The sequence below is a fragment of the Amycolatopsis sp. NPDC114503 genome (genome assembly GCF_055633655.1).
Map to the genome: position 1 here is coordinate 849,112 of NZ_JBVKDT010000002.1, position 24,916 is coordinate 874,027.

At 69.9% G+C, this 24,916-nt stretch carries 21 protein-coding genes; 14 read left to right on the top strand and 7 right to left on the bottom strand.

What is annotated here, in order from left to right; genetic code table 11:
- Window positions 1-22: 22 nt before the first annotated feature.
- Window positions 23-835, top strand: coding sequence for an enoyl-CoA hydratase/isomerase family protein (locus ACZ7OI_RS11750; RefSeq protein ID WP_470235738.1), 813 nt, complete (start codon window positions 23-25; stop codon window positions 833-835).
- 19 nt (window positions 836-854) lie between these two features.
- Here the strand turns inward: ACZ7OI_RS11750 and ACZ7OI_RS11755 are convergent, their stop codons facing one another.
- Window positions 855-1,619, bottom strand: coding sequence for a GntR family transcriptional regulator (locus ACZ7OI_RS11755; RefSeq protein WP_470264131.1), 765 nt, complete (start codon window positions 1,617-1,619; stop codon window positions 855-857).
- Between the two features lie 90 nt (window positions 1,620-1,709).
- Here ACZ7OI_RS11755 and iolC point away from each other — a divergent pair, with 90 nt between their 5' ends.
- Genes iolC through ACZ7OI_RS11780 form a run of 5 tightly spaced genes read left to right on the top strand, consistent with a single transcriptional unit; the run spans window position 1,710 to window position 7,563 of the window.
- Window positions 1,710-2,657: a 5-dehydro-2-deoxygluconokinase gene (iolC, locus tag ACZ7OI_RS11760; protein ID WP_470264132.1), complete on the top strand. Its 948-nt coding sequence runs from the start codon at window positions 1,710-1,712 to the stop codon at window positions 2,655-2,657.
- Window positions 2,654-3,520 (top strand): Cgl0159 family (beta/alpha)8-fold protein, encoded by an 867-nt coding sequence (locus ACZ7OI_RS11765; RefSeq protein WP_470264133.1) that lies wholly within the window; start codon window positions 2,654-2,656, stop codon window positions 3,518-3,520. The genes iolC and ACZ7OI_RS11765 overlap by 4 nt, the downstream gene beginning before the upstream one ends.
- A complete protein-coding gene (iolB, locus tag ACZ7OI_RS11770) occupies window positions 3,517-4,323 on the top strand; it encodes a 5-deoxy-glucuronate isomerase (RefSeq protein WP_470264134.1) in 807 nt (268 codons plus the stop codon). The genes ACZ7OI_RS11765 and iolB overlap by 4 nt, the downstream gene beginning before the upstream one ends.
- Window positions 4,320-6,173: a 3D-(3,5/4)-trihydroxycyclohexane-1,2-dione acylhydrolase (decyclizing) gene (gene iolD, locus ACZ7OI_RS11775; protein ID WP_470264135.1), complete on the top strand. Its 1,854-nt coding sequence runs from the start codon at window positions 4,320-4,322 to the stop codon at window positions 6,171-6,173. The genes iolB and iolD overlap by 4 nt, the downstream gene beginning before the upstream one ends.
- 43 nt (window positions 6,174-6,216) lie before the next feature.
- Window positions 6,217-7,563, top strand: coding sequence for an MFS transporter (locus tag ACZ7OI_RS11780; protein ID WP_470264136.1), 1,347 nt, complete (start codon window positions 6,217-6,219; stop codon window positions 7,561-7,563).
- Here ACZ7OI_RS11780 and ACZ7OI_RS11785 read toward each other — a convergent pair.
- Complete coding sequence (locus ACZ7OI_RS11785; protein ID WP_470264137.1) at window positions 7,552-8,724, bottom strand: DUF418 domain-containing protein; 1,173 nt, start codon at window positions 8,722-8,724, stop codon at window positions 7,552-7,554. The two genes, ACZ7OI_RS11780 and ACZ7OI_RS11785, sit on opposite strands and share 12 nt — an antisense overlap.
- Window positions 8,725-8,877: 153 nt before the next feature.
- On the opposite strand from ACZ7OI_RS11785, the gene ACZ7OI_RS11790 reads away from it, so the two are divergent.
- From ACZ7OI_RS11790 to ACZ7OI_RS11805, 4 genes are all read left to right on the top strand, one after another.
- Window positions 8,878-9,417 carry a hypothetical protein gene (locus ACZ7OI_RS11790; protein ID WP_470264138.1) on the top strand — a complete coding sequence of 180 codons (540 nt, stop codon included), beginning with the start codon at window positions 8,878-8,880 and terminating at the stop codon, window positions 9,415-9,417.
- Window positions 9,414-10,085, top strand: coding sequence for a two-component system response regulator CseB (cseB, locus tag ACZ7OI_RS11795; protein WP_470264139.1), 672 nt, complete (start codon window positions 9,414-9,416; stop codon window positions 10,083-10,085). The genes ACZ7OI_RS11790 and cseB overlap by 4 nt, the downstream gene beginning before the upstream one ends.
- Window positions 10,082-11,284: a sensor histidine kinase gene (locus tag ACZ7OI_RS11800; RefSeq protein ID WP_470264140.1), complete on the top strand. Its 1,203-nt coding sequence runs from the start codon at window positions 10,082-10,084 to the stop codon at window positions 11,282-11,284. Before cseB ends, ACZ7OI_RS11800 begins: the two co-directional genes overlap by 4 nt.
- 388 nt (window positions 11,285-11,672) lie before the next feature.
- Window positions 11,673-14,954, top strand: coding sequence for a GH92 family glycosyl hydrolase (locus tag ACZ7OI_RS11805; RefSeq protein ID WP_470264141.1), 3,282 nt, complete (start codon window positions 11,673-11,675; stop codon window positions 14,952-14,954).
- Window positions 14,955-15,031: 77 nt separating this feature from the next.
- On the opposite strand, the gene ACZ7OI_RS11810 is transcribed toward ACZ7OI_RS11805, so the two are convergent.
- Both ACZ7OI_RS11810 and ACZ7OI_RS11815 read right to left on the bottom strand, forming a co-directional pair.
- Window positions 15,032-17,047: a glycosyltransferase gene (locus ACZ7OI_RS11810; protein ID WP_470264142.1), complete on the bottom strand. Its 2,016-nt coding sequence runs from the start codon at window positions 17,045-17,047 to the stop codon at window positions 15,032-15,034.
- Complete coding sequence (locus ACZ7OI_RS11815) at window positions 17,044-17,664, bottom strand: DUF998 domain-containing protein (protein WP_470264143.1); 621 nt, start codon at window positions 17,662-17,664, stop codon at window positions 17,044-17,046. Before ACZ7OI_RS11815 ends, ACZ7OI_RS11810 begins: the two co-directional genes overlap by 4 nt.
- Window positions 17,665-18,047: 383 nt before the next feature.
- Here ACZ7OI_RS11815 and ACZ7OI_RS11820 point away from each other — a divergent pair, with 383 nt between their 5' ends.
- Both ACZ7OI_RS11820 and ACZ7OI_RS11825 read left to right on the top strand, forming a co-directional pair.
- Window positions 18,048-18,620, top strand: a complete 573-nt coding sequence (locus ACZ7OI_RS11820) for an OmpA family protein (protein ID WP_470264144.1) — start codon at window positions 18,048-18,050, stop codon at window positions 18,618-18,620.
- A complete protein-coding gene (locus ACZ7OI_RS11825) occupies window positions 18,617-19,789 on the top strand; it encodes a polysaccharide pyruvyl transferase family protein (protein WP_470264145.1) in 1,173 nt (390 codons plus the stop codon). The genes ACZ7OI_RS11820 and ACZ7OI_RS11825 overlap by 4 nt, the downstream gene beginning before the upstream one ends.
- On the opposite strand, the gene ACZ7OI_RS11830 is transcribed toward ACZ7OI_RS11825, so the two are convergent.
- On the bottom strand, window positions 19,782-21,098 hold the full coding sequence (locus ACZ7OI_RS11830) for an MFS transporter (RefSeq protein ID WP_470264146.1): 1,317 nt from the start codon (window positions 21,096-21,098) through the stop codon (window positions 19,782-19,784). The genes ACZ7OI_RS11825 and ACZ7OI_RS11830 overlap by 8 nt on opposite strands.
- Before the next feature lie 145 nt (window positions 21,099-21,243).
- On the bottom strand, window positions 21,244-21,984 hold the full coding sequence (locus ACZ7OI_RS11835) for an IclR family transcriptional regulator (RefSeq protein ID WP_470264147.1): 741 nt from the start codon (window positions 21,982-21,984) through the stop codon (window positions 21,244-21,246).
- 118 nt (window positions 21,985-22,102) lie between these two features.
- Here ACZ7OI_RS11835 and ACZ7OI_RS11840 point away from each other — a divergent pair, with 118 nt between their 5' ends.
- Together ACZ7OI_RS11840 and ACZ7OI_RS11845 are read left to right on the top strand one after the other, a co-directional pair.
- Entirely contained in the window at window positions 22,103-23,293 is a 1,191-nt protein-coding gene (locus tag ACZ7OI_RS11840) for an acyl-CoA dehydrogenase family protein (RefSeq protein ID WP_470264148.1), read from the top strand.
- Window positions 23,293-24,483 carry a CaiB/BaiF CoA transferase family protein gene (locus ACZ7OI_RS11845; protein WP_470264149.1) on the top strand — a complete coding sequence of 397 codons (1,191 nt, stop codon included), beginning with the start codon at window positions 23,293-23,295 and terminating at the stop codon, window positions 24,481-24,483. The genes ACZ7OI_RS11840 and ACZ7OI_RS11845 overlap by 1 nt, the downstream gene beginning before the upstream one ends.
- A gap of 218 nt (window positions 24,484-24,701) precedes the next feature.
- Here ACZ7OI_RS11845 and ACZ7OI_RS11850 read toward each other — a convergent pair whose 3' ends face one another.
- Window positions 24,702-24,911 (bottom strand): hypothetical protein, encoded by a 210-nt coding sequence (locus tag ACZ7OI_RS11850; protein ID WP_470264150.1) that lies wholly within the window; start codon window positions 24,909-24,911, stop codon window positions 24,702-24,704.
- Window positions 24,912-24,916: the final 5 nt, after the last annotated feature.

Sequence of the window (24,916 nt, forward strand, 5' to 3'; positions counted from 1 at the left end):
CCGGACGACGGAGGGAAGCTGAATGAGCCGCTACGCGCAGTTCGAGAACCTGCGGGTCGACGGACCGGACGAGGACGGCGTCATCGAGCTCGTCCTCGACGCGCCGCACCTCAACGCGGTCAGCGAGGACGCGCACGGCGAACTCGCCGACATCTGGCGCGAATTCGACCGCGACCCCGAGGTCAAGGCCGTCCTGCTGCGCGGCGAGGGCAAGGGCTTCTCCGCGGGCGGCTCGTTCGACCTGGTCGAGAAGCTGGCGAACGACTTCGAGGCCCGTTCGCGCACCATGCGCGAGGCCCGCGACCTGGTCTACAACGTCATCGACTGCTCGAAGCCGACCGTCTCCGCGATCCACGGCCCGGCCGTCGGCGCGGGTCTGGTCGCCGGGCTGCTGTCGGATATCTCGGTGGCCGCCGCCAATGCGAAGATCATCGACGGCCACACCCGCCTCGGCGTCGCGGCGGGCGACCACGCGGCGGTGTGCTGGCCGCTGCTGTGCGGGATGGCGAAGGCCAAGTACTACCTGATGACGTGCCGTCCGATGACCGGCGCGGAGGCTGAGCGGATCGGGCTCGTGTCGCTGTGCGTCGAGGAGGAGGCCGGACTCCTGCCCACCGCGCGGGAGATCGCGCACGAACTCGCGAACGGCGCGCCGAACGCGATCCGCTGGACGAAGCAGAGCCTCAACCTCTGGTACCGGCAGCTCGCGGGCGCGATCTTCGACTCCTCGCTGGCGCTGGAGTTCTACGGTTTCGCCGGTCCCGAGGTTCGCGAAGGGCTCGCCTCGCACCGAGAGCGGCGGAAGCCGGACTTCAGCCGGGTGCACGAGTCCTAAGGAGACGGTCGAACCATTTCTACTGTGGACCGTGCGTCAGCGGGAGATTGAACGAATACCGCGACGCCCGGTAAACGTGCCAGCCGTACTCGACCACCCGGCCCGTTTCGTCGTACGTCGTGCGCTGCATGGTCAGCAACGCCGCCCCTGGCGTTTCCTCCAGCAGCTCCGCGTCTTCCTCAGTCGCCAGCCGCGCGCCGATGCTCTGCTGCGCTGAATGCAATCGGATCCCGGCCCGCCGCAGCAGCCGGTACAGGCCGTCCGAGCGCAATTCGTCGTCATCGACGTCGAGGACGCCGTCCGGGAGGCAGTTGTTCATGATCGCCAGCGGTTCGCCGCCGGCGGAGCGGATTCGCTTCAGCCGGCGGACCTGCTGCAGCTCGGGAGCCTCCAGTAGCGCGGCGGTCTCGGCGTCGGCCGGTTCCACGCGGTTGACCAGCACCTGCGACGACGGCGTCTCGCCCAGCCCGGCGAGGTCGTCGAACAGGCTGCTCAGCCGCAGCGGCCGGGCGACCTTCGTGCGCACCACCTGGGTGCCGACGCCGCGTTTGCGCACCAGCAGCCCCTGGTTCACCAGCGACTGGATGGCCTGCCGCACCGTCGGCCTCGACAGCCGCAGCCCCGCCGCGAGGTCGAGTTCGTTCGCCAGCCGGGAGCCCGCGGGGAGGCGGCCGTCGTCGATCGCGGCGTGCAATTGGCGCGCGACCTGGAAGTACAGCGGCTCGGGGCTCGCCGGGTCCACCGCGATCCCGCGGACCGGGTCCCAGGCCGGACTGGTGTTCATCGCCGCAGCCTACTCCGCGTATGTCCATATGTCTTGACAAAGTCCTCGGGCACGGGGCACGGTCGGAGCACACCCTGCGAGGAGGACGCGATGACCACGGGGTTCGACCTCGTCACGATGGGCCGGATCGGGGTGGACCTCTATCCGCTGCAGACCGGCGTCGGCCTGGAGGACGTCACCTCGTTCGGCAAATACCTCGGCGGCAGCGCGACCAACGTCGCGGTCGCCGCCGCCCGGTACGGCCGGGCAAGCGCGGTGATCACCAAGACCGGCGACGACCCGTTCGGCCGGTTCCTTCGCCGCGCGCTCGCCGGGTACGGCGTGGACGACCGGTTCGTCGGCGCCTCGCCGCGCCTGCCGACGCCGGTCACGTTCTGCGAGGTCTTCCCTCCGGACGATTTCCCGCTCTACTTCTACCGTTTCCCGAAGGCGCCGGACCTCGACATCGCTGCCGACGAACTGGATTTCGACGCGATCCGTTCGGCGAAAGTCTTCTGGGCGACCGTGACCGGGCTGTCGCAGGAACCGAGCCGCTCGGCCACGCTCGCCGCGCTGGAAGCCCGTGGCCGCAAGGGAATCACAGTGCTCGACCTTGACTATCGGCCGATGTTCTGGGAGTCCCGCGAGCAGGCGCGCGAATGGGTCGGCAAGGCGCTGGGACACGCGACGGTCGCGGTCGGCAACCTCGACGAATGCGATACCGCGGTGGCTGTGCGCGAGCCTCGCGAAGCGGCGAAAGCCTTGCGGGACAAAGGTATCTCACTCGCGGTGGTGAAGCAGGGACCGAAGGGCGTGCTCGCGGTGGACGACACCGGCGAGGTGGAAGTGCCGCCGGTTCCGGTGGAGGTCGTCAACGGTCTCGGCGCGGGTGACGCGTTCGGCGGCGCGTTGGTGCACGGACTGTTGTCCGGCTGGGGCATCGAGCGGATCATGCGGTTCGCGAACGCCGCGGGCGCGCACGTCGCCGGGGAACTCGCCTGTTCGGACGCGATGCCGACGGAAGACCAGGTACTGCGCAGGCTCGGAGGGGCGGAATGAATACCGTCGAGAGGATCGTCGCCAAACGGGTGCACGATCCGGACGCGATCGCCGAGGCCGCAGCCGCGCGGATCCGGGCGAAATCGCCGTTCAACGACAAGGGCGCGGCGATGATCATCGCCGCCGATCATCCCGCCCGGGGCGCGAACGCGGTCGGCGCGGATCCGCTGGCGATGGCCGATCGCGGCGAGTTGCTGGAACGGTTGTGTCTCGCGCTGGACCGCCCGGGCGTCACCGGCGTGCTCGCGACCCCGGACGTGATCGACGATCTGCTGCTGCTCGGCGTGCTGGACGGCAAAACGGTCCTCGGGTCGATGAACCGCACCGGACTGGCCGGGTCGAGTTTCGAGATCGACGACCGGTTCGCCTGCTACGACGCGGAAACCATCGCCCGGATGCGGTTCGACGGCGGAAAGATGCTCACCCGGATCTGCCTGACTGATCCGGCGACGCCGAGCGTCCTGGAGAACACCGCGAAGGCCATCGACTCGCTCGCCGAGCGGAAGCTGCTCGCGATGGTCGAGCCGTTCCTGTCCGGATGGGTCGACGGGAAGATCAAGAACGACCTCTCGCCCGAGGCGGTCATCCGGTCCGTCACGATCGCGTCCGGCCTGGGCCGCTCGTCGGCCTACACCTGGCTGAAGCTGCCGGTGGTCGCCGAGATGGAGCGGGTGCTGGCCGCCTCGACGCTGCCCGCCGTGCTGCTCGGCGGCGAGGTGACCGACCCGGACGCGGCGTTCGCTTCCTGGCAGGAGGCGCTCGCGCTGCCGACGGTGCAGGGTTTGGTGGTCGGGCGGTCGTTGCTCTATCCGCACGACGGCGACGTGGCCAAGGCGGTCGATACGGCGGTGGGGTTGTTGTGAGCCAGTTCAGTCTCGAAATCACTCCCGAATCGGCCGGATGGGGCTACTCCGGCCTCCGCGTGCTGGAGCTCGACGGCACCGAGACTTTCTCTACCGGCGATGCGGAAACGCTCGTGCTCCCCTTGTCCGGCAGCTGCTCGGTCTCGGTGGAGGGCGAGACGTTCGAGCTGGCCGGTCGCACCAGCGTGTTCGACGCGGTCACCGATTTCGCTTACCTGCCAAGGGATGCCGAAGCTGTAGTGACCGGTCGTGGCCGGTTCGCCCTGCCCTCGGCGAAGACTTCGAAGCGGCTGCCCGCGCGATACGGGCCCGCGTCCGGCGTACCAACCGAACTGCGCGGCGCGGGAAACTGCAGCCGCCAGGTCAACAACTACTGCCTCCCGCACACTTTCGACGCCGACCAGCTCCTCGTCTGCGAAGTGCTTACGCCGGGAGGAAACTGGTCGTCATACCCGCCGCACAAGCACGACGAGGCACGTGAGGGCGAAAGCGAGCTCGAAGAGATCTACTACTTCGAGGTCGCCGGCGGCGGGATGGGCTACCAGCGCGTCTACGGCACTGACGAGCGCCCGATCGACCTGCTGGAAGAGGTCCGCAGCGGCGACGTCGTGCTGATCCCGCACGGCTGGCACGGGCCGTCGATGGCCGCGCCCGGCTACGACCTGTACTACCTCAACGTGATGGCCGGTCCCGGCCCCGAACGGGCGTGGCTGATCTGCGACGACCCCGCTCACGCGTGGGTGCGCCGGACCTGGGAATCCCAAGACGTCGACCCCCGGCTGCCGTTCGGAGGCCCGCGATGAGGCTGACCACCGCGCAAGCTCTGGTGCGATTCCTGGCCAACCAGTACTCCGAACGCGACGGCGTCGAACACCGGCTGATCCCCGGCTGCTTCGGGATTTTCGGCCACGGCAACGTCGCCGGACTCGGCCAAGCGCTTTTGCAAGCCCCCGACGCACTCCCCTACTACCTCGCGCGCAACGAGCAAGGCCAGGTGCACGCCGCGACCGCGTTCGCGAAAATGCGCAACCGGCTCCAGACGTTCGCCTGCACCGCGTCCACCGGCCCCGGATCGACGAACATGATCACCGGAGCCGCGCTGGCCACCACGAACCGGCTACCCGTGTTGCTGCTGCCGAGTGACGTTTTCGCTGGCCGGAGGCCGGATCCGGTGCTGCAGCAACTGGAAGATCCGCGCTGCGGCGACGTCTCGGTGAACGACGCCTTCCGTCCGGTGTCCAAGTACTTCGACCGGATCACCCGGCCCGAACAGCTGATCCCGGCCGCCCTCGCCGCGATGCGCGTGCTGACCGATCCGGTGGAGACAGGCGCCGTCACGCTCGCGCTGCCGCAAGACGTCCAGGCCGAAGCCTTCGACTGGCCGGAGGAATTCTTCCGCCGCCGCGTCTGGCACGTCGATCGTCCGGTTCCCGTTCCGGAAGCGCTCGACCGCGCGGTGGAACTGCTGCGCGCCGCCAAAGCACCGCTGATCGTCGCTGGCGGCGGCGTCGTGTACTCCGAGGCTCGGGAGGAACTACGCGCTTTCGCCGACGCCACCGGGATCCCCGTCTCCGACACCCACGCGGGCAAGGGTGCGGTGCCGTGGGACCACCCGTGCGCGGTCGGCGGTCTCGGCTCCACCGGCACCTCCGCCGCGAACGCGCTGGCCGCGGAAGCCGACGTCGTACTGGGAATCGGCACCAGGTACAGCGATTTCACCACCGCCTCGCACACCGTCTTCGGCAACCCGGACGTGCGGTTCGTGAACCTGAACGTCGCCCGGTTCGACGCCGCCAAACACTCCGCCGAAATGGTGGTCGCCGACGCCCGGCGCGGCCTGGAAGCCTTGTCGACCGCGCTGTCCGGCTGGCAGGTCGCCGACGCCCGCCGCGCGCGGACCCGGCAGCTCGCCGGCGACTGGAACCGCGCTGCTGACGCCTGCTTCGACCTCGGTCACGCTCCCCTGCCCGCGCAAACAGAGATTCTCGGCGCGCTCAACGCCGCGCTCGACGACCGGGACGTCGTCGTCAATGCCGCCGGTTCGATGCCCGGCGACCTGCAGATGCTGTGGCGGGCACGCGATCCCAAGGCGTACCACGTGGAATACGCGTATTCCTGTATGGGATATGAGATCGCCGCGGGCGTCGGGGTGAAGCTGGCCGCGCCGGACCGCGAGGTCGTCGTGCTGGTCGGCGACGGTTCGTATCTGATGATGGCGCAGGAAATCGTCACGCTGATCGCCGAACGGCTCAAGGTGATCATCGTGCTGGTGCAGAACCACGGGTTCGCTTCGATCGGGTCGCTGTCGGAATCGCTGGGCTCGCAACGGTTCGGCACGGCTTACCGCTATCGCGCCGAGAATGGCCTGCTGGAGGGCGACGTACTTCCGGTCGACCTCGCGGCCAACGCGGCCAGCCTCGGCGCGACGGTGCTTCGTGCGTCCACTGTGGACGAGTTCCGGGCGGCTTTGAAGCAGGCCAAGGCGAATCCGGTGACGACAGTAGTGCACGTGGAGACCGATCCACTCGCACCTAATCCGCCTGGTTCGGCGTGGTGGGACGTGCCGGTGAGCGAGGTGTCCGATTTGGACTCTACGCGCGCGGCTTACGAGACCTACGTGGAAGAGAAGCGGAACCAACGACCGTACCTCTGACGCTTCGGCCCACACCGAACCATTCCCGGGACACCCTGGTCCCGTGACCGCAACAATCTCCGCACGCAGGCAACGGCTGGCGCTGATCGCGCTGTGCCTGCCCTTCTTCATCGTCCAGCTCGACGCGACCGTGGTGAACGTCGCCGTCGAAGCGATCCGGCGCGACCTCGGCGGCGGGCTGGGCGGCGAGCAATGGGTGATCGCGAGCTACACCATCGCGCTGGCCGCGGGCATGCTCACCGCGGGCTCGCTCGGCGACCGCTGCGGCTCGCGGCGGGTGTGCGTGCTGGGGACCGTCGTGTTCGGCGTCGGGTCCGCGCTGTGTTCGCTGGCCCCGACCATTTCAGTGCTGATCGTCGCGCGCACGCTGCAGGGTGTCGGTGCGGCCGCGTTGTTGCCGTGCTCGCTCGCGCTGATCGTCCGCCAATTCCCCGAACCGCGAGCGCGAGCGCACGCACTCGGCCTGTGGGGCGGCATCGCGGCCATCGGCCTCGCGACCGGCCCGGTGGCCGGCGGCGTGCTCATCGCGCTGGCCGACTGGCGGGCGATCTTCTGGGTCAACGTCCCGGTCGCCGCCCTCGCCATCACGCTGACCTGCCGTTATGTCGTCGAGTCGCCGCAGCGGAACCGTCGCCTCGATCCGTACGGGCTCGTCCTCGGCACCGTCGCCCTGTCCGCGCTCGCCGGCGGGCTGATCCAGGTCGGCCGGTCGAGCTGGGCCGGCCCGCTGATCGCCGCCGGCCTGCTGACCGGACTCGCGTTCCTCCTGGTCGAGCGACGCCGGCGCGATCCGGTGCTGCCGTTGGCGATCTTCTCGTCCCGCCCGTTCTCCGCCGCGAGCGCCGCCGGGCTGCTCTTCAATTTCTGCCTCTACGGCACCCTGCTCTGCCTGTCGCTGTTCCTCCAGGGCCCGCTCCGTCAGTCCGCCTACGCGACCGGCATGCTGACGCTCCCGCTCACCATCGCGATCGGCCTCGGAGCCACCGCCAGCGGACGGCTCACCGCGCGTTTCGGCCCCCGCGTCCCGATGCTGACCGGCTTCAGCCTCGCCTGCCTCGGCGCGATCCTGCTGGCCACGGCTGATTCGTTGCCGCTGGTGGTGGCGGGCGGAGTGGTGCTGTGCTGCTGCTCGATCGCGATGCCCGCGATGACGTCGGTTGCGATGTCGACACCGCCCGAGGAGCACACCGGGCTGGCCAGCGGAGTCCTGAACACCGCCCGCCAGACCGGAGGTGCTTTGGGCACCGCGGTGCTCGGCACGCTGCTCACCGCGGGCTCGACGATGTCGCTGAGCGTCCCGCTGACCGTGGTCGCCCTCGGTTACGCCGCCGCGGTCGGGTGCACCCTGCTGGCCACCCGACCGCGGGAACTGGCGGCCTTACCTCGCTGATCCTGCAGGCACGAGCAGCGTCGCCCGGTGCACCAGCCACTCCAGCGGGCCGCGGCGCCGCCAATGCCGCCATGCCACCGACGCGGCCAGCATCACCGCGACCACCGTCACCAGGAACACGAAGGAGTACGGCTTCGGCACCAGCTTCAAGACCGCGAAATGTGCCGCATACCAGGTAAAAGCCATCCCGCCGGCGGCGGCGAGCGGCCACAGCGCACGACGGCCGGACGGCCGGTCCAAGGCGATCAGCAGTCCGCCCAGCAGCACCATCGCGACGCCGATCATGAGCACGATGCCGAGCGGGCTGGTGGCGTACAGCGATCCGTCCGGCGGCATGGCCAGGAGCACCTGCCACGGCATCCCGGGCGGCGGGGTCGTCGCGATCGCGTCGGCTCCGCCCAGCGGATAGGTGGCGATCCACGAACCGAGGATCGACGCGGCGGCGAGCACGAAACCGGTGTACAGCAAGCGAATCCGGACCTGGTGCGCGCGCAGGTCGAGGCGGCCGATCGCCATTCCCGCCAACGCCAGCGGCAGGCCGTACGCGACCTGAAAACCGCCGCCGAAGAGCACCATCCCCTTCAGGAACTCGCCCCATTGTTCGGGATGCCCGAAGATCGCGAGCCCGCTCGCCGTTTCGGACCCGGACCTCAGCCAGCCGGAATGGTCGTTGAACACCCAGAATGCGTAAAGCGTCATCGCGGGCACGGCGATTCCGGACAGAACGAACAACGTCCGCGCGCGCAGCCGGGTCAGCGGCAGCAGAAGCAGAAGGATCACCGAGTAGTACCCGATCACCGACATGCCGTACTCGTCGATCGCGAGGCTGAGCAGGAACAACGCCACCGCCCGGACCGCGAGCCTGCCGCGGGCGCGCCACCGCTCGGTCCCGCCGTACGGGGTCGCGCCGCCGGTCATCAACGCCGCGGACAGCCCGAACAGCAGCACGAACAGGCTCATCGCCCGGGAAGACGTCTGCACGTTCAGCCACGTCAAGATCCCCGGGGCGGCCTGGGGCGGGCCGCCGTGCAGCCAGCCGCTCGCGAAGAAATGCTCGATGAACACTCCGACGATCGCCAGCGCCCGGACCGCGTCCACGCCCAGCAACCGTCCCTTCGGCACCCGCGTTTCCGCCGGGTCCCGCACCGCTTCCGTCCTCATCGGACTCCTCCCTGGTCGATTCCCCGCCACGGTAGGAACGGCGGATCACCGGCCGCCGGGAATCGCGTTGCGGCGGCCCGGAGGAAACCCATCGGTCTGGTAACAGCGCTCCCCGAGCAGCGCGCGGAAGGCAAAATGGCTACTGTGCAAAGCATGCGGAGAACAGCGGTCGCGGCGATTGCGTTGCTCTCGCTCACCGCTTGCTCCGATGTGGACGGTGTGCGCGTCGCCGGCCCGGCCCCGCCGGCGGTCGCCGCTCCGGTGCCTGCGGACAACCCGCGCGGCCCGACCGTGGACGCGGTCGCGCTGCTGCGCGCGGACCCGACGGTCAGCGCCAGGACGAAGGCGGCGCTGCGACCGTGTCCGTACGGTCCGACCGCCGGGTCGTATCCCGTCAGCACCGCGTACCACGAGCTGACCGGCGAGGTCGACGTCGTGGTGAACGTCTACCCGTGCGGCGCGGTCGGCGCCCCGGGCACCGGCAGCAGCGGCGCGACGGGCGTGCCGGTCGGCGCGTACCTCGGCGGCTACGTCTACACGATCGGCGGGAAGCAGCTGTTCAGGCTGGAGAACTCCGGCGCCATGCTGACCGTGCTCGACGGGCAGCTGGCCACGATGGCGGCGACCGGGCCGAACAACGGGGTCGCGCGCTACCGCTGGACCGGCAAAGGTTTCTCGCCGGAGGGGACATGACGCAGGTACTGCTCGTCGAGGACGACGACGTGATCCGGGAAGCGACGCAGCTCGCGCTCGAACGCGCCGGCTTCCGGGTCTCGACGGCCGCGGACGGGCTCGCCGGGCTCGACCGGTTCCGCGCGCAGCCGCCGGACGTGGCGTTGCTCGACGTGATGCTGCCCGGGCTCAACGGCGTCAGCCTGTGCCGGCGGATCCGCGAGGAAAGCCGCACGCCGGTGCTGATGGTCTCCGCCCGCGACGACGCGGTCGACGTCGTGCTCGGCCTCGAAGCCGGCGCCGACGATTACGTCACCAAGCCGTTCGACACCGCGGTCCTGATCGCGCGGATCCAGGCGGTGCTGCGGCGAAGCGGCTGGTCCGGGCCCGAGGAGGACGCGTTCGTCCGCTTCGGCGACCTCGAAATCGACCGGGCCGGGCTCGACGTGCGCCGGGCCGGCCAGCCGGTGGACCTGACGCCGACCGAACTGAGGCTGCTGCTGCGTTTCGCCGAATCGCCCGGCATCGTGCTCAGCCGGGACACGCTGCTGGCGAGCGTCTGGGATTACGCGTGGGGCGGCGATACGCGAGTGGTCGACGTCCACGTGCAACGGCTGCGCGTGAAGATCGGGCAGGAGCGGCTGCAGACCGTGCGGGGCTTCGGGTACAAGCTCCGCGCCGAGCCATGAAACTCTTCCCGGCCACGTTGCGGTGGCGGCTGACCGCGGCGGTGACTCTCGTGTCGGCCGCGGTCGCGCTGACGCTGAGTTTGCTGGTGCACCAGCAATTCGCGCGCACGCAAGCCGAACAGGCGCGGCATGCGCAGGACGAATGGATCCAGCTGCTGTTGCGCAACCCCGGTGTCGACGGCCAGTTCGACGATCCGACACTGCCCGCTCCCCTGCGCGACGCCGTCCGCGGCGGCAACCGAGCGACCTATTTGGACGGACCGGTTTTGTGGGCTGCCGCCGAAACCGGCGGACACGTCGTCTCGGTGCGGACCAGTTACGCGTCGCAAACGCAGGCACTGGCCACTTTGGACAGAGAGTTGCTGGCCGGTTCCGCTGTCGTCACCGTCGCGGGGGCGCTGCTGGGCGTCGTGCTCGGCGCGGGGATGGCGCGACGGCTCCGGCGGGCCGCCGACGCCGCCCGGGACGTCGCGAACGGCGCTCCGGCCAGGGTGCGCGACGCGATCGGCCCGCGCCCGCGCGACGAAACGGCCGATCTCGCCCAGGCTGTCGACGCGATGGCGGACGCGTTGCAGGCACGGCTGGCCGCCGAGCAACGGGTGACCGCGGACATCGCGCACGAACTGCGGACTCCGGTGACCGGTTTGGTGACCGCCGCCGAACTGCTGCCGCCCGGACGTCCGGCGGAGCTGGTCCGCGACCGGGTCGCCGCGCTGCGGTCGCTGGTGGAGGACGTGCTGGAGGTGGCCCGGCTGGACACGGCGGCCGAGCGGGCGGACCTGGCGGAGATCGACCTCGCGGAGTTCGTCCGGCGGCGGGTGCCGGACGCGGCGGCCCCGGTCGCGGTCCAGGTGCGGACGGATCCCCGGCGGCTGGAACGGATCCTGGCGAACCTGCTGTCGAACGCGGCCAAGCACGGGGCCGCGCCGGTGACGGTGCGGGTGGACGGCCGGTGTGTGGTGGTCAGCGATCGGGGGCCGGGGTATCCGGAGGTGCTGCTCCGGGAGGGGCCCGCGCGGTTCCGGACCGGTACGGACGCGCGCGGGGGCGGGCACGGGCTGGGGTTGACGATCGCGGTCGCGCAGGCGCGGGTGCTGGGAGCGGAGCTGGAGTTCGGGAATCTTCCGGAGGGCGGGGCGAGGGCGGTGCTGCGGTTGCCGGAGCGGCCGGTCCGCGAGGGGGACTCTGGGGGGCTTTGATTCCGTGAGGGGAACCCTGACAGACGCTGATTCCGTGAGGGGAACCTTGAGGGACGCTGAGTCCGTGAAGGGAACCCCCACAGACACCGAGTCCGTGAAAGTTCGGTTCGCGGCTTCCTGGTGCTGACGGGCAGAGTCTGGGAATGCTCCCCTCACAGCCTCCCGGAACCGACGGGCGAAGTCCGTGGCTCCCCTCACGGCTTCGGTGCCAGTGAGCGAGGTCTGGGAAAGCTCCCCTCACAAGCCTCGGACAGGGAACGCGGGCCGGAAGCTGTCCCGTTGTCGGCCTTCTCAAACCCCCTCCGGGATGACAAGCTGCTCACCAGCCGGTCGCCTCCGCACCGGCTCGCACGATGACAACGTTGTCAGCCCTGGAGGTAGCGCGTCCATGTGGTCGCAGAAGAGACGGGTGGCCGCGGTCGCGGCGGCGGGCTTCGTGGTGGCCGGGCTGGTGTCCGGCACGACCGGCGCCGCCGCGAGCACGAGCGCAAGCGCGGCCACGGCGGATCCGGTGTCTCTGGTCAACCCGTTCGTCGGCACGCAGAACTTCGGCAACACCTTCCCCGGAGCCAGCGCGCCCTTCGGCATGGTCCAGGTCAGCCCGGACACCGGCGGCCAGGGCGGCTACGACTACCAGCAGAACTCGATCTACGGCTTCAGCCAAACCCACCTCTCCGGCGTCGGCTGCGGCGTGATGGGCGAGCTGCCGGTCATGCCGACCACGGGCGCTGTCGATTCCGTCGACAAGAACGCCTACAAATCCGAGTACAGCCACGACGACGAGAAGGCCGAACCCGGCTATTACCGCGTCGGGTTGAAGAAGTACGGCGTCGACGCCGAGCTCACCGCCACCCCGCGCACCGGCTGGCAGCGGTACACCTTCCCGTCGACCGGCCAGGCCAACGTGCTGTTCAACACCGGCCAGGCGAACCAGTCCGTGAAGGATTCCGAGATTCACGTCGTCGGCGACCGGACCCTCGAGGGTCGCGTGCGCGCGGGCGGGTTCTGCGCCGGGCACGACGAGCACACCGTCTACTTCACCGCGACTTTCGACCGGCCGTTCGCCTCCTACGGCACCTGGCGCGGCAACACCCGCACCGCGGGCAGCCGCGACGCCGCGGGCACCGGCGGCAACGGCGCGTGGGTCAGCTTCGACGCTGCCACCGACCACGACGTCGTCCTGAAAGTCGGGCTCTCCTACACCGGTCTCGCCGGCGCGCGGGACAACCTCGCCCAAGAAACCAGCGACAGCTACGACTTCGACGCCACCCGCACCGCATTGCGCAAGCAGTGGGCGGACCGGCTCGGCGCGATCAAGATCAGCGGCGGCAGCACCGAACGGCAGACCGCCTTCTACACCTCGCTTTATCACGCGCAGCTGCACCCGAACCTGGCTGGCGACATCAGCGGCGACTACGCCGGTTTCGACGGCAAAGTCCACCGCGCCAACGGTTACACGCCGTATCAGAACTTCTCCCTTTGGGACACTTATCGCCCGCAGAACCAGCTGCTCGAAATGCTGGAACCGCAGATGGCCCGGGATGTCGCGCTGTCCGTGCTGTCGATCGGACGCGACGGCGGCTGGCTGCCCAGATGGGCGCTGGCGGGCAGCGAAACGAACATCATGACCGGCGACCCCGTGACGCCGTTCCTCGTCGAGGCCTGGTCGAAGGGCTTGCTGGCCGGTCACGAGGACGAGGCGTACGGGCTGCTCAAGAAGAACGCGACGAGCACGCCACCCGCTGATTCGCCCTACAACGGGCGCTCCGGCGTGAATTACTACAACGACCGCGGGTACATCCCGAGCGGGCTCACGCTCGGCAAGGACTGCGCGGCCAAGGGCGGCGACAACGACTGCGAGCATCCGACCTCGGCGACGATGGAGTATTCCGCCGCCGACGCCGCGCTCGCGTTGATGGCCAAGGGGTTGGGCCACCAGGCCGACGCGCGCATGTTCGCCGACCGCGGCCAGTGGTACCGCAACGTCTGGAACGCCGCCGACAAGCAGTTCCGTCCGCGCACCGCCGACGGCACCTGGCTCACGCCGTACAACCCGGTCGACGCCGACCACCAGTTCCACGAGGGCGGCGCCTACCAGTACCAGTGGCTCGTCCCGCAGGATCCGGCCGGGCTCACCGCGCTGATGGGCGGCAAGCAGGCGACCGAAAAGCGGCTCGACTCCTTCTTCGCCTACGACAACCTGCTCAAGGACCCGGCGGGCACCGCGCGCAAGGACTGGATCGCCAGCCCCTACGACTACTACGCCAAGGCCACCTACAACCCCAACAACGAACCCGACCTGCTGTCCCCGTACATGTACAACTGGGTCGGCGCGCCGGCGAAAACCGCGACCGTCGTCCGCGCGGCGATGACGTTGTTCACCACCGGCCCGGACGGCATGACCGGCAACGACGACCTCGGCACGATGTCCGCCTGGTACGTCTTCTCCTCGCTCGGCCTGTACCCGACGATGAGCGGCGCGAACTTCCTCGCCGTGTCCAGTCCGCAATTCGAATCGGCGACTGTTCGGATCGGACAGTACGAGGGCAAGCAAGGCGGCACGCTCACCGTCACTGCTCCGGGCGCGAGCGACGCGAACCGTTACGTGCAAAGCGTTTCGCTCAACGGCCGGGACGTCCGGCAGACCTGGCTCGACTGGTCCGCGGTCGCGCACGGCGGCAAGCTCGCCTACCAGGTCGGCGCGACGCCGTCGAACTGGGGAACGCAGCCGGGCACGGAACCGCCGTCGGTGAACAAGGCCGCCGGCGATTTGCGCCGGCACGTGGACGCCACTCTGCGGCCGAGTTCCGTCGTGCTGCCACAGCAATCCGAAGCGCAGACTGTCCACTTGAACCTCGACGTCCTCGGTCAGAACCCTGGTGCGCAGCCGGTCTTCGTGACGTCGTCGGCACCGTCCGGCTGGCGAGTGCAGACCGATCCGCTGCAGTTGTTGTGGTCCTTCCAGCTGCCGGCGCAGAAGACCGCGCCGGTCACGGTGACCATTCCGGCGAACACCCCCGTCGGTACGTATTCGGTGCAGCTCAAGGCATCCGGGCCGGGAGCGAATGCTGTCACCCGCACCGCGAGCATCGAGGTGCGGGAACCGACGGTGTGCGCGACGACGTCCGGGACCCAGTGCGCGGTCGATCTCAGTCACGACCGCAATCACGACGGCACCGCTACCGTCGCAGCATCCACGGAGGGCAACTTCGACGGCAGCGGCTGGAGTTACGACGCCGACCTGATGCCGCCAACGGGCACCTTCGTCCATAATGGAGTTGTCTACACGGCACCCAATCCCGCTGGGACTGCGGCGAACTTCGTCGAAGCACGTGGGCAATCGCTGCTGCTGCCCGCCGGAAAGCACCAGGCAGTCCAGCTGATCGGCTCGTCGCACAACGGCCCGGTGTCTACCTCGCTGACCGTGCACTACAGCGACGGATCCAGCGCGGATCTCCCGGTGACGTTCGGCGACTGGGCCGGTTCGACCCCGTCCGGCACGACCGTCGTGCTCGACATGGCGCACCGGATCAAGGCGGGCAGCGGCGTCGACGGTCCGCCGGTGCGACTGTTCGGCATCGCCTCCACAGTGGACGGCGCCAAGACCGTCCAGTCGGTGAGCCTGCCGAACGATCCGCGCGTGCAGCTCTACGCGATCACCCTGGCCTGAGAGCACAGCTCGGCCGGGTTCGCCGGATCCCTCCCCTTCGTCCGGCGAACCCGGCCATCCCCCTCATCCCCCAAGCCTCAGGCGGCCGCGGGCACCGCCGCGACCCGGCCCATCGCCTCGGCGTAGCAGGCCTCGAACGAATCCAAAGTGGACTCCAGAGCGTGCCCGGCGATCATCTTGCCGCTCGCCGCCCCCATCCGCGCCAGTGTCGCCGGATCGGCGACGACCGCGTGCAGCCGCTCGGCCAGCTCCCCTACGTTGCCCGGCTCGAACAGCCAGCCGTTGTATCCCGGACGGCACAGGTGCGGCAACGCCATCGCGTCCGCGACCACCACCGGCTTCCCGGCCGCCATCGCTTCCATCGTCGCGAGGCTCTGCAGTTCGGCGATGCCCGGCATGCAGAAGAGATCCGCGGCCGCGTAGGCGTCCAGCAAGTCCTCTTCGGACACAAACCCGCGGAACCGCACCCGGTCGGCGATCCCCAACTCGTCCGCCAGTTTTTCCCAATCCGCGCGGCACGAACCGTCGCCGACGATCTCCGCGCGCAGTCCGGGCAGCAGCGCGACCGCACGCAACAGCTGGTCGACGCGCTTTTCTTCGTCCAGCCGTCCGACGAACAGCACCGTCGGACCGTCGGACGTCCGCGAAACCTGCCGCAACCGGTAACGGTCGATGTCGATGCCGCACGACACCGGGATGGCCCGCGACGGGAAACCGTTGTCGTGCAACAGTTCCACCGCACGCGGCGTCGGCGCGGTCACTACCCGGGCGGAAGAGAACACTCGCGTCAGGTCACGCCACGCCCACCGCGAAGCCGCGCCGCGCAGCCACGTCGGCACCCGCACGTGGCCGAACAGGTTCTCCGGCATGAAGTGGTTCGTCGCGACCGCCCGGACGCCCATCGAGGCGGCGTGCTTCAGCACGTACCGGCCGACCACGAAATGCGCCTGGACGTGCACAAGGTCGGGCTGCAGCTCCTCCAGCAGTGCAGAGACGTCCTTGCTCACCTCCCACGGCAGGCCGATCCGGAAGGTCCGGTGGAACGGGGTGCGGTGCGAGCGGACGCGGTGCACCACGACGTCGCCGTCTCTTTCGGTGCTCGCCGGGCCGTCCGGGGCGACGCTGATCACGTGCACCTCGTGCCCCCGGCCGGCGAGGCCGGCGGAAAGCCTGTAGGCGAACTGCGCCGCGCCGTTGACGTCCGGCGGATAGGTTTCCGCGGCGACCACGATGCGCAAAGCCCGGTCGTCGTTCACAGGGTGCTCCGATCTGGTGGAATGGGCAGGAGAAGAACTGCTGCGGCTCAACACGGCGACGCCGCCGACCGCCAGGACCGCGGCGGTCAGCGCGACCGCGGTCGCCGCGGCGTCGAGGTGGGTGGCTTCGCCGAGCACCCCGGCGCCGAGACCCACCGCGACCAGCGGATCCACGACGGTCAGACACGCGACGGCAAGGTGCGGCGGACCGCACCGGTAGGACAGCTGCACGAGCCAGCCGCCGGCCAGCAGCGCCGTCACCATCGCGGCGACCGACACCGCGGTGCTGAAATCGACGGCGCCCTCTTGGACTTCGAGGGAAACCGCTCGCATCAACACCGAAACGAAGCCGTAGGCAGCGCCTCCGGCCGCGCCGAAACACAGTCCGCGGATCGACGGCCGGGAAGAAATCGCGCCGATCAACGTCAGCAGCGCCACGCCCCCCAGCACCAGCAACGCCGCGCGCGTTTGCGCGTCGGCGCCGACCGCGGTGCTCGTGGTGCTGCCCGCGGCGACGGTCACGAACGTCCCGACGCCGAGCATGGTGACCGCGACCGCGGGCAGATCCCGCCGCCGCCGGTCGAGAATCGCGGTGATCGCCACGGCAATGACCCCGACCGGCTGCACGACGGTCAGCGGAGCCATCCCCAGCGCGACCGCGTGCACGCCCGCCCCCGAACCGAGCAGAGCGAGCCCGCCGAGCCAGCGCGGCGCCCGGATCAGCTCCCCGATCCGAGGCCGGCCGAGCAGCCCGGTGACGACGCCGTGCTGCAGAAGTGCGCCGGCGGAAAAGAAAACCGCGCCGAGCACGGCAAGCACGATGGCGATGATCGTCATGAGGACACCTCGGCTCGGGCCATCGCGGTGACGGCGAAAAGCTGTGCGTAGAGCAGGGCGTACAGCACGCGTTCGAACAACCCCAGGAATTCGGGCACGGACTGCTCCAGCAATGGCGCGTGGGCCAGCAGAAACGCGAGCGAAGCGGCACCGGACGCCAGCGAAAGCCAGCGCACCGCCTTCGCGTCCGGCCGCCGGCGCGCCAGCAACCATCCCGCCAGCGGCAGGCACACGAACATCGCCGCGCCGGCATATCGGTGCACCGCACCGGAAAACGACGTTTCGACGCCGGTCGGATCGGTCGGGAAGAAGGTCGCGACGACCAGTCCGGCCGCCCACAACGCGATCAGCACCGATTCCAGGCCGTGTTTCGGCAATCCCTGCCTGAGCAGCGCGTGCCGGACCGCCAGCGACGCGCCGGCCAGCCCGAGCGAAGCCGCCGCCAGGAGCACCGCCCCGCCGGGAGGGAAGACGTAGTCGCTGATGACGTCGCGGACCGGGTCGATCGCGCCCGCCGCCACCACGTGCAGCAGGAGGATCGGCACCAGCGAAAAAGCCAAGGCCGCGGCGGCGATGACGGGCGCCGTCGCCCTGGCTTTCCGCGTTATGAGGGTCACATCGATCAGCATGCTGGCGGCTCTGACGGCTCGGCATCGGGGAACACCCTGAGATGCACCCCTGGAATCCGCAGCCGGTCGGGGCCAGGCGCGCGTGCGGTCCGCCGCCGGCGGAGCTGAACGAAATGTCTCACCGCGCGCCGAATAGGACGTTATACACCGACCGCGGCACCGCCGTTCCGACTGTCCTTTGTGGACTTTCCGGGTCCCTCACCCGGGTGGATGTCGACCTTCCCGGGCGGGGCGGCGGGCAGCCGCCCCCGCCCTGCTGACGGCGCGAAACCGCACGGCGCCTCGCCGCGTTCGCCGGGCGGGCCGCGGTTGCCGCCGCCCGGGCCCCGTGTTCAGATCCCGGCGAACCCAGCCGAAGGAGCGCAATTCCCATGCAGAGGGCACTCGTCAAGGCGGTCGTCGGGGCCGCAGCCGTCGTCGCGCTGGTCAGCGCGTGCGGGTCGGGCGGATCGAACGACTCGTCCGGATCCGGAGCGTCCGGGCAGAACTCCGCGCAGGCCAGCGGGGCCGCGCAGTCCGGCGAGGCCGGCGCGTCCGGTCAGAACGGCGCGTCAGGTCAGAACGGCGCGCCCGGCCAGAACGGAGCCGCCGGGCAGAACGGCCCGGCCGCGCAGGCGGTCACCGCCGCGATCCAGCAGGCTTCGCAGGCCTCGCCGATCAAATTCGAGCCGGAGAAGGCGGAACTCACCAGCCAGGCCAAGGAAGGCCTCTCCGCGATCGCGAAAGCCATGCAGGGCAACGATGTCAAGCTGAAGGTCGAGACCCACGCCGGCTACCCGGACGCGGAAAAGGCGAAGAAGCTTTCCGAGGAGCGCGCACAGGCGATCTCGACCGCGCTCGAAGGCGACGGCGTCGCCAAGGACCGCGTGCAGGCCGAGCCAAGCGGAAGCGAGAAGGCTCAGGGCGAACAGGCGTTGGACACGCAGCTCAGCGTCGCTTCGTGACCCGAGCCCCGTCCCCCCGCCGGCATTACCTGGTCGGGCCGAGCGGCTATCCGAACTTCGGCGACGAACTGATCGCCGCGGCTTGGATTCGCCGCCTGGCCCGCACCGAACCGGACGCCGAAGTCTGGCTCGACACGCATTCGCCGGGACCGGCCCAGCATTTGTTCGGCGACCTGCATCCGCGTTTGCGCTGTACGGACACCTTGTGGCGGCTGTGCGGCGAAGCGCCGTCGGACGATCCGTGGGAAGTCGCGTCCTGGGTACAGGCAGCGGTGCACGATCCCGGTCGTGCACCGCGCTGGGACGCGGGGATCGAACTGCTCGGCCGGCTCGACGTCGTGCATTTGATCGGCGGCGGTTACGTCAACGCGCTGTGGCCCCGGCACCTGGGATTGGTCGCCGGGGCCGCCGCGGCGGCACAGCGTTCCGGAGCCCGTTCGGCGATGACCGGACAGGGCTTCGTCCCGTTTTCTCCGGGCGCTGCCGGGTTGCTGCGCGCGCTCGCCGAGCGGTTCGACGTCGTCGACGTCCGCGATGATCCGTCCGCCGAACTCCTGCACGGCGTCGCGGGCGTCGAACGGACCTGCGACGACGTCTTCCTCGATCCGCGTCCGCCGACGACGCCCACATCGCGGGAGTTCGTCCTGTGCGTGCAGTCGGACATCGGCGCCGAGCGGCCGTCCGTGCTCGCGGCGCAGGTGCTCGACCTGGTGCGCGCGTGGCGGCTTCCGCCGGGCGAACTCGCTGTGATGGAAGGGATTCCGCGCGTCGACCGCGAGGTTTTCGCGTTGCTGGAACACGAACTTCCCGGCGCGGAATTCCACCCGTTCCGCGACGTGTGGCAGCGCGGCCTTCCTCTCGCGCCAGGGCAGACGTGGATTTCCAGCCGTTTCCACCTGCACCTGGTCGCCGCCGCGGCGGGCGCGACCGGCGTGGCGATCGACGTGTCGCCGGAGTACTACACCACGAAGCACCGGAGCCTGATCGACCTCGGTTCCGGCTGGACGCTCGTGCCCGCCGGCGCCGAAAAGCCGCCGGAACGCCCTTCCGGCACCGGGTTTCCGGCGCACGTCCTGCATCACTGCGCGAACCTGAAGCGCTCGGTCGCCGAAGCCGTGTACGGCCCGGAGTTGCCCAAGACCCGCACCCGGTGGCCGCGGCTCAGTTGAGCGCGCCGCGGCTCTGATCGGCGAGCGCCCCGAGCCCGATGCACAACGCGCCCGCGACGAACAGCAGCGAAACACCCCAGGTCGCGTGGGTCGCGGACGCTTCCACGATCGCCAGCGCGGCCAGCGGCGCGAGCCCGCCGGACACCGCTCCCCCGACCTCGCGGCCGGTGCCGAGACCGGTCGAGCGGACTTCGGCCGGGAACTGCTTGGCCAGGAACGCGCCCTGCGCCGACAGCATCGCCGGGACCACGATGCCGGTCGCCAGCACGAGGCCGAGCCAGATGAACCAGCTGGTGCCGGTGTCGAGCAACCAGAAGAACGGGAACGCCAGCAATCCGGTCGCCACCGCGCCGGCGACCACGACCTTTTTCGCCCCGATCCGGTCGCTGACCCAGCCGGCGATCGGCACGGTCACGATCGCCATCCCGCTCGCGATGCTGATCCCCAGCGCGCCGATATTCGCTGGTACACCACGGAAATTGGTCAGGTAGGCCAGCGAGAAGGTCTTGAACACGTAGCTGACGCCGTTGTAGCCGATGGTGATCACCATGACCACCGTCAACGCGCGCCAGTCGCTGCGGAACAGCTTCACCAGCGGCCGGTTCGCCCAGCCGCGCGGGCGGTTTTTCTTGCTCCGCACCAGGTTCTCGAACTCCGGCGTCTCCGGCACCCGGCGGCGCACCCACAGTCCGACGCCGACGAGCAGGAAGCTGGCCAGGAACGGGATCCGCCAGCCGAAGCCGTGCAGGAATTCTTTGTCCAAAGTGGTCAGTCCGGCGACGGCGAGCGAGGAGACGAGCAGCCCGACGTTCACGCCGAGCGCCGGCCACGAACCTTGCCGCCCGCGTTTGCGCGGATCGGCGTGCTCGTAAGCGACCGCGATCGCGCCGCCGAATTCCGCCCCCGCGCCCAGTCCTTGCAACAGCCGCAGCACCACCAGCAGCACCGGCGCGAGAAGCCCGGCGCTCGCGTAACTGGGCAGCAGCCCGATCCCCGCCGAGGAAACGCCCATCAGCACGAACGTCCACGACAGCACCTTCTTGCGGCCGATCCGGTCGCCGAGCGCGCCGAACACGATGCCGCCGATCGGCCGGGCCAGGAACCCGACGGCGAAGGTCGCGACCGAGGCCATGGTCGCCGCGGCGTCGTTGCCGGGCGGGAAGAAGACGTGGCCGAACACGAGCGCGGCCATCGACGCGTAGAGATAGAAATCGAACCACTCGAGCGCGGAGCCGACGATCACCGCCAGCCCGACCCCGCGCGGGGCTTTCCGGGTCGTTCCGACGTTGTCGTGCACAACACTGGGCATGGTCCTGCTCTCCGGAACTGGGGCACAGGCGAGCGGAAGCCAGCCGGCGCGCGCCGTTGCGTGCGTATTTGGGAACGCTTGATGCGTATATCCGGATGCTAAGAGACCGCGAACACACCGGTCAAGGGTCTTCGGGAATTCGGGCTCAGCCCTGGCGCGCGGCTTCCCAGCGCTTCACGACCGCCGCCGTGATGTCGCCCAGCGCGTCGCCGATCTCGGGCAGGCGTTCGGAAATCCGCGTGGTCGGGCCCGCCACCGCGATCGCCGCGACGACCTCGCCGTCGACCAGGATCGGCCGCGCCGCCGCGCTCACGTCGGGCAGCGTTTCGCCGCGGTTGAGCGCGACACCCTTGGCGCGGACAGTGTCGAGTTCCTCCATCGCGGCCCGCACGCGCTCGGCATCCGGGAGGACCGACTTCAGGTACGCCTCGCGCCGGCGCGCCGACCAGTACGCGAGGAAGATCTTGCCCGCGCTCGGCGGGTACAGCGGCCGCCGGGTGCGCAGCGGCGCGGAGTAGCGGATCGGCTGCTCGGACTCGACCGCGTCCACGTAGATCAGCGAATCCCCGACCGCGGCGCCGAGCATCACCGTCTCGCCGAACCGGCGGCGCAGCTCCTCCAGGGCGGGCCGGGCCGCGGTCGCGATGCCGGGCAGGCCGCCGGTGAGCAGGTTCCCCAGCGCGGGGCCGAGCCGGTAGCTGCCGTCGGCCTCGACGAGGTAGCCGGTCGACACCAGCCCTTTGACCAGGCCGAACACCGAGGATTTCGGTGCGTCGAGAGCCACTGAGAGCTCGTGCAGCCGCATCCCGGGCTGCCGCGCGACGCACTCCAGGATGCTGGTGACCCGCCCGACGGTCCGGTGGGCCTTGGCAGTCGACTCGGTCACGGCAGCCTCCCCTGCGTTCGTAGATACGAACCCTATCTCGACCTCCACCCCGGACGACGCTTGACCCGAGGCGCGCGTCGCCTTACGTTGAACGTATATCCGAACTCAGCGTTCTTATATGCGCATGATGGAGAGCAGCACTGTGGACTTCCAGCTGACCCGAGACCAGGAGGACATCCGGCGCGCCGTGCGCGAGCTGGCCGCCCGGTTCCCCGACGAATACTGGGCCGAGCGCGACGAACGCGCCGAGTTCCCGCGCGAGTTCTACGACGCGTTCGCCTCGGCGGGCTGGCTCGGCATGGCGATCCCGGAGCAGTACGGCGGCGGCGGGCTCGGCATTCTCGAAGCCGCGCTGCTGCTGGAAGAAGTGGCCGCGTCCGGGGCCGGGATGAACGGGTGCAGCACGATGCACCTGACGATCTTCGGGCTGAACACGATCGTCAAGCACGGCAGCGAGCAGATGCGCCAGGAGATCCTGCCCGGCGCGGTCGACGGATCGCTGCACGTCTGCTTCGGCGTGACCGAGCCGGACGCGGGCACCGACACCACGCGCATCTCCACGTTCGCCCGCCGCGACGGCGATTCCTACGTCGTGAACGGCCGCAAGGTCTGGATCACCAAGGCGGGCCAGTCGCAGAAAATGGTGCTGATCGCCCGCACGACACCGCGCGACGAGGTGGAGAAGCCGACCGACGGCATGTCGCTGTTCGTCGTGGACATCGAGTCCGACGCGGTGCAGCTTCGCGCGATCCCCAAGCTCGGCCGCAACGCGGTGTCGTCCTACGAAGTGCTGATCGACGGTCTGCGAGTGCCGGAGTCGGCGCGCGTCGGCGAGGAGGGCAAGGGCTTCCGGTACCTGCTCGACGGCCTCAACCCGGAACGCATCCTGCTCGCGCACGAGGCGCTCGGCATCGGCCGGGCGGCGCTGCGGCGCGCGGTCCGGTACGCCGGGGAACGGCAGGTGTTCGGGCGTCCGATCGGGCAGAACCAGGGGCTGGCGTTCCCGCTGGCCGAGGCCGCGACCCGGCTCGACGCGGCGGAGCTGATGGCGCGCAACGCCGCCTGGCGCTACGACAACGGCCTGCCGGCGGGCAAGGAGGCGAACATGGCGAAATGGCTGTGCGCGGACGCCGGGTTCCAGGCCGCCGACCAGGCGATCCAGACCCACGGCGGGATGGGGTACGCGCGGGAGTACCACGTGGAGCGCTACTTCCGGGAGGCGCGGCTGCTGCGGCTCGCGCCGATCAGCCAGGAGATGGTGCTGAACTACGTGTCCCAGCACGTGCTCGGGCTGCCGAGGTCGTACTGATGGGCGCGCTCGACGGGCTGCGGGTGCTGGACCTGTCGCGGGTGCTGGCCGGGCCGTACTGCACGCAGATGCTGGCCGACCACGGGGCCGAGGTGATCAAGGTCGAATCGCCCGCCGGGGACGAGACGCGGGGCTGGGGGCCGCCGTTCCTCGAGGAAGGGACCAGCGCGTACTACGCGAATCTCAACCGGGGCAAGAAGAACATCGTGCTCGATCTGTCCGGTCCGGACGGTCGCTCGCTGCTCGGCACGCTGCTGGCGGGCGCGGACGTCGTGGTGGAGAACTTCAAGGCGGGCACGCTCGCGCGCTGGGGCTGGCCGGACGAGACGATCCGGGCGGAGTATCCGGCGCTGATCCATTGCCGGATCACGGGTTTCGGCACCGACGGGCCGCTCGGCGGACTGCCGGGGTACGACGCGGTGCTGCAGGCGTACGGCGGGCTGATGAGCGTGAACGGCGAGGCCGACGGGCCGCCGTTGCGGATCGGGGTGCCGGTCGTCGACGTGGTGACCGGGGTGCTCGGGTTCTCCGGGATCCTGCTGGCGCTGCACGAGCGGGAGCGGTCCAGGCTCGGGCAGCTGGTGGATTGTTCGTTGCTGGACACGGTGATCAGCTTGCTGCATCCGCATTCCGCCGCCTGGCTCGCCGACGGCGCGGTGCCGCGGCGGACGGGTTCGGCGCATCCGTCGATCGCACCGTACGAGACGTTTTCGACGGCGGACGGGCTGTTCTTCGTCGGGGCCGGGAACGACCGGCAGTTCGCGGCGCTTGCCGAGGTGCTCGGCGCGCCCGGTCTGGCGGCCGATCCGCGGTTTGCTTGCAATGCCGACCGGGTTCGCAATGCGGGTGCGTTGCGGGCTGAGCTGAGTGTCCTGATCGGACAGTACAAACGGGAATCCTTGGCCGAGATGTTGCTGGCGAAGGGAGTTCCGGCGTCTCCGGTGCACGACATCGCGGAGGCGATGAACGCTCCGCAGGTGCGGCACCGGGAAATGGTGGTGGAGCGGGAGGGGTATCGCGGGGTCGGGGTGCCGGTGAAGCTCGGCCGCACGCCGGGCAGCGCCGCTGATTCGCCTCGGGCACCAGGGGCGGATACGCGGGAAGTCCTTGCTGCGGCGGGGCTTTCCGGCGCGGAGGTCGATGCCGCTCTCGAGAACGGAGCGGCGCACACCGACCTTCCGCGAAGCTAGCCCTCTCGCGGGTGCCTGCCGACTGGGCACCCCATGAGACTTCAGGACCCGGCGTGCCCCGGTGCACGACTACGGCACCGGGAATGCTGGTCGAGCGGGACGGGTATCGCGGGGTCGGGGTGCCGGTGAAGCTCGGGGTGCGCCGCTGAGTCGCCGCGGTCACCGGGGCGGCTACGCGGGAAGTCCTCGCTGCGGCGGGATGTTTCGGCAGCTCGGGTTCACCGGCGATGCCATGGCTGGGCTTTGAGCCAGGTCAGGTATTCGTCGAAGATCGCCGCTGTACCGCCGCGCTCGGCCCGCTTCTCGAACGTGCAGTAGTCGTGATAGCTGCCGTCCAGTCCGTCGAGCCCCGGGTGCCCACGGATGTCGCCGAACAGTTTCCGGTAGTCCATGGCCAGTGGGCGGCTCTGCTGGGCAGAACCGCCCACCGGGC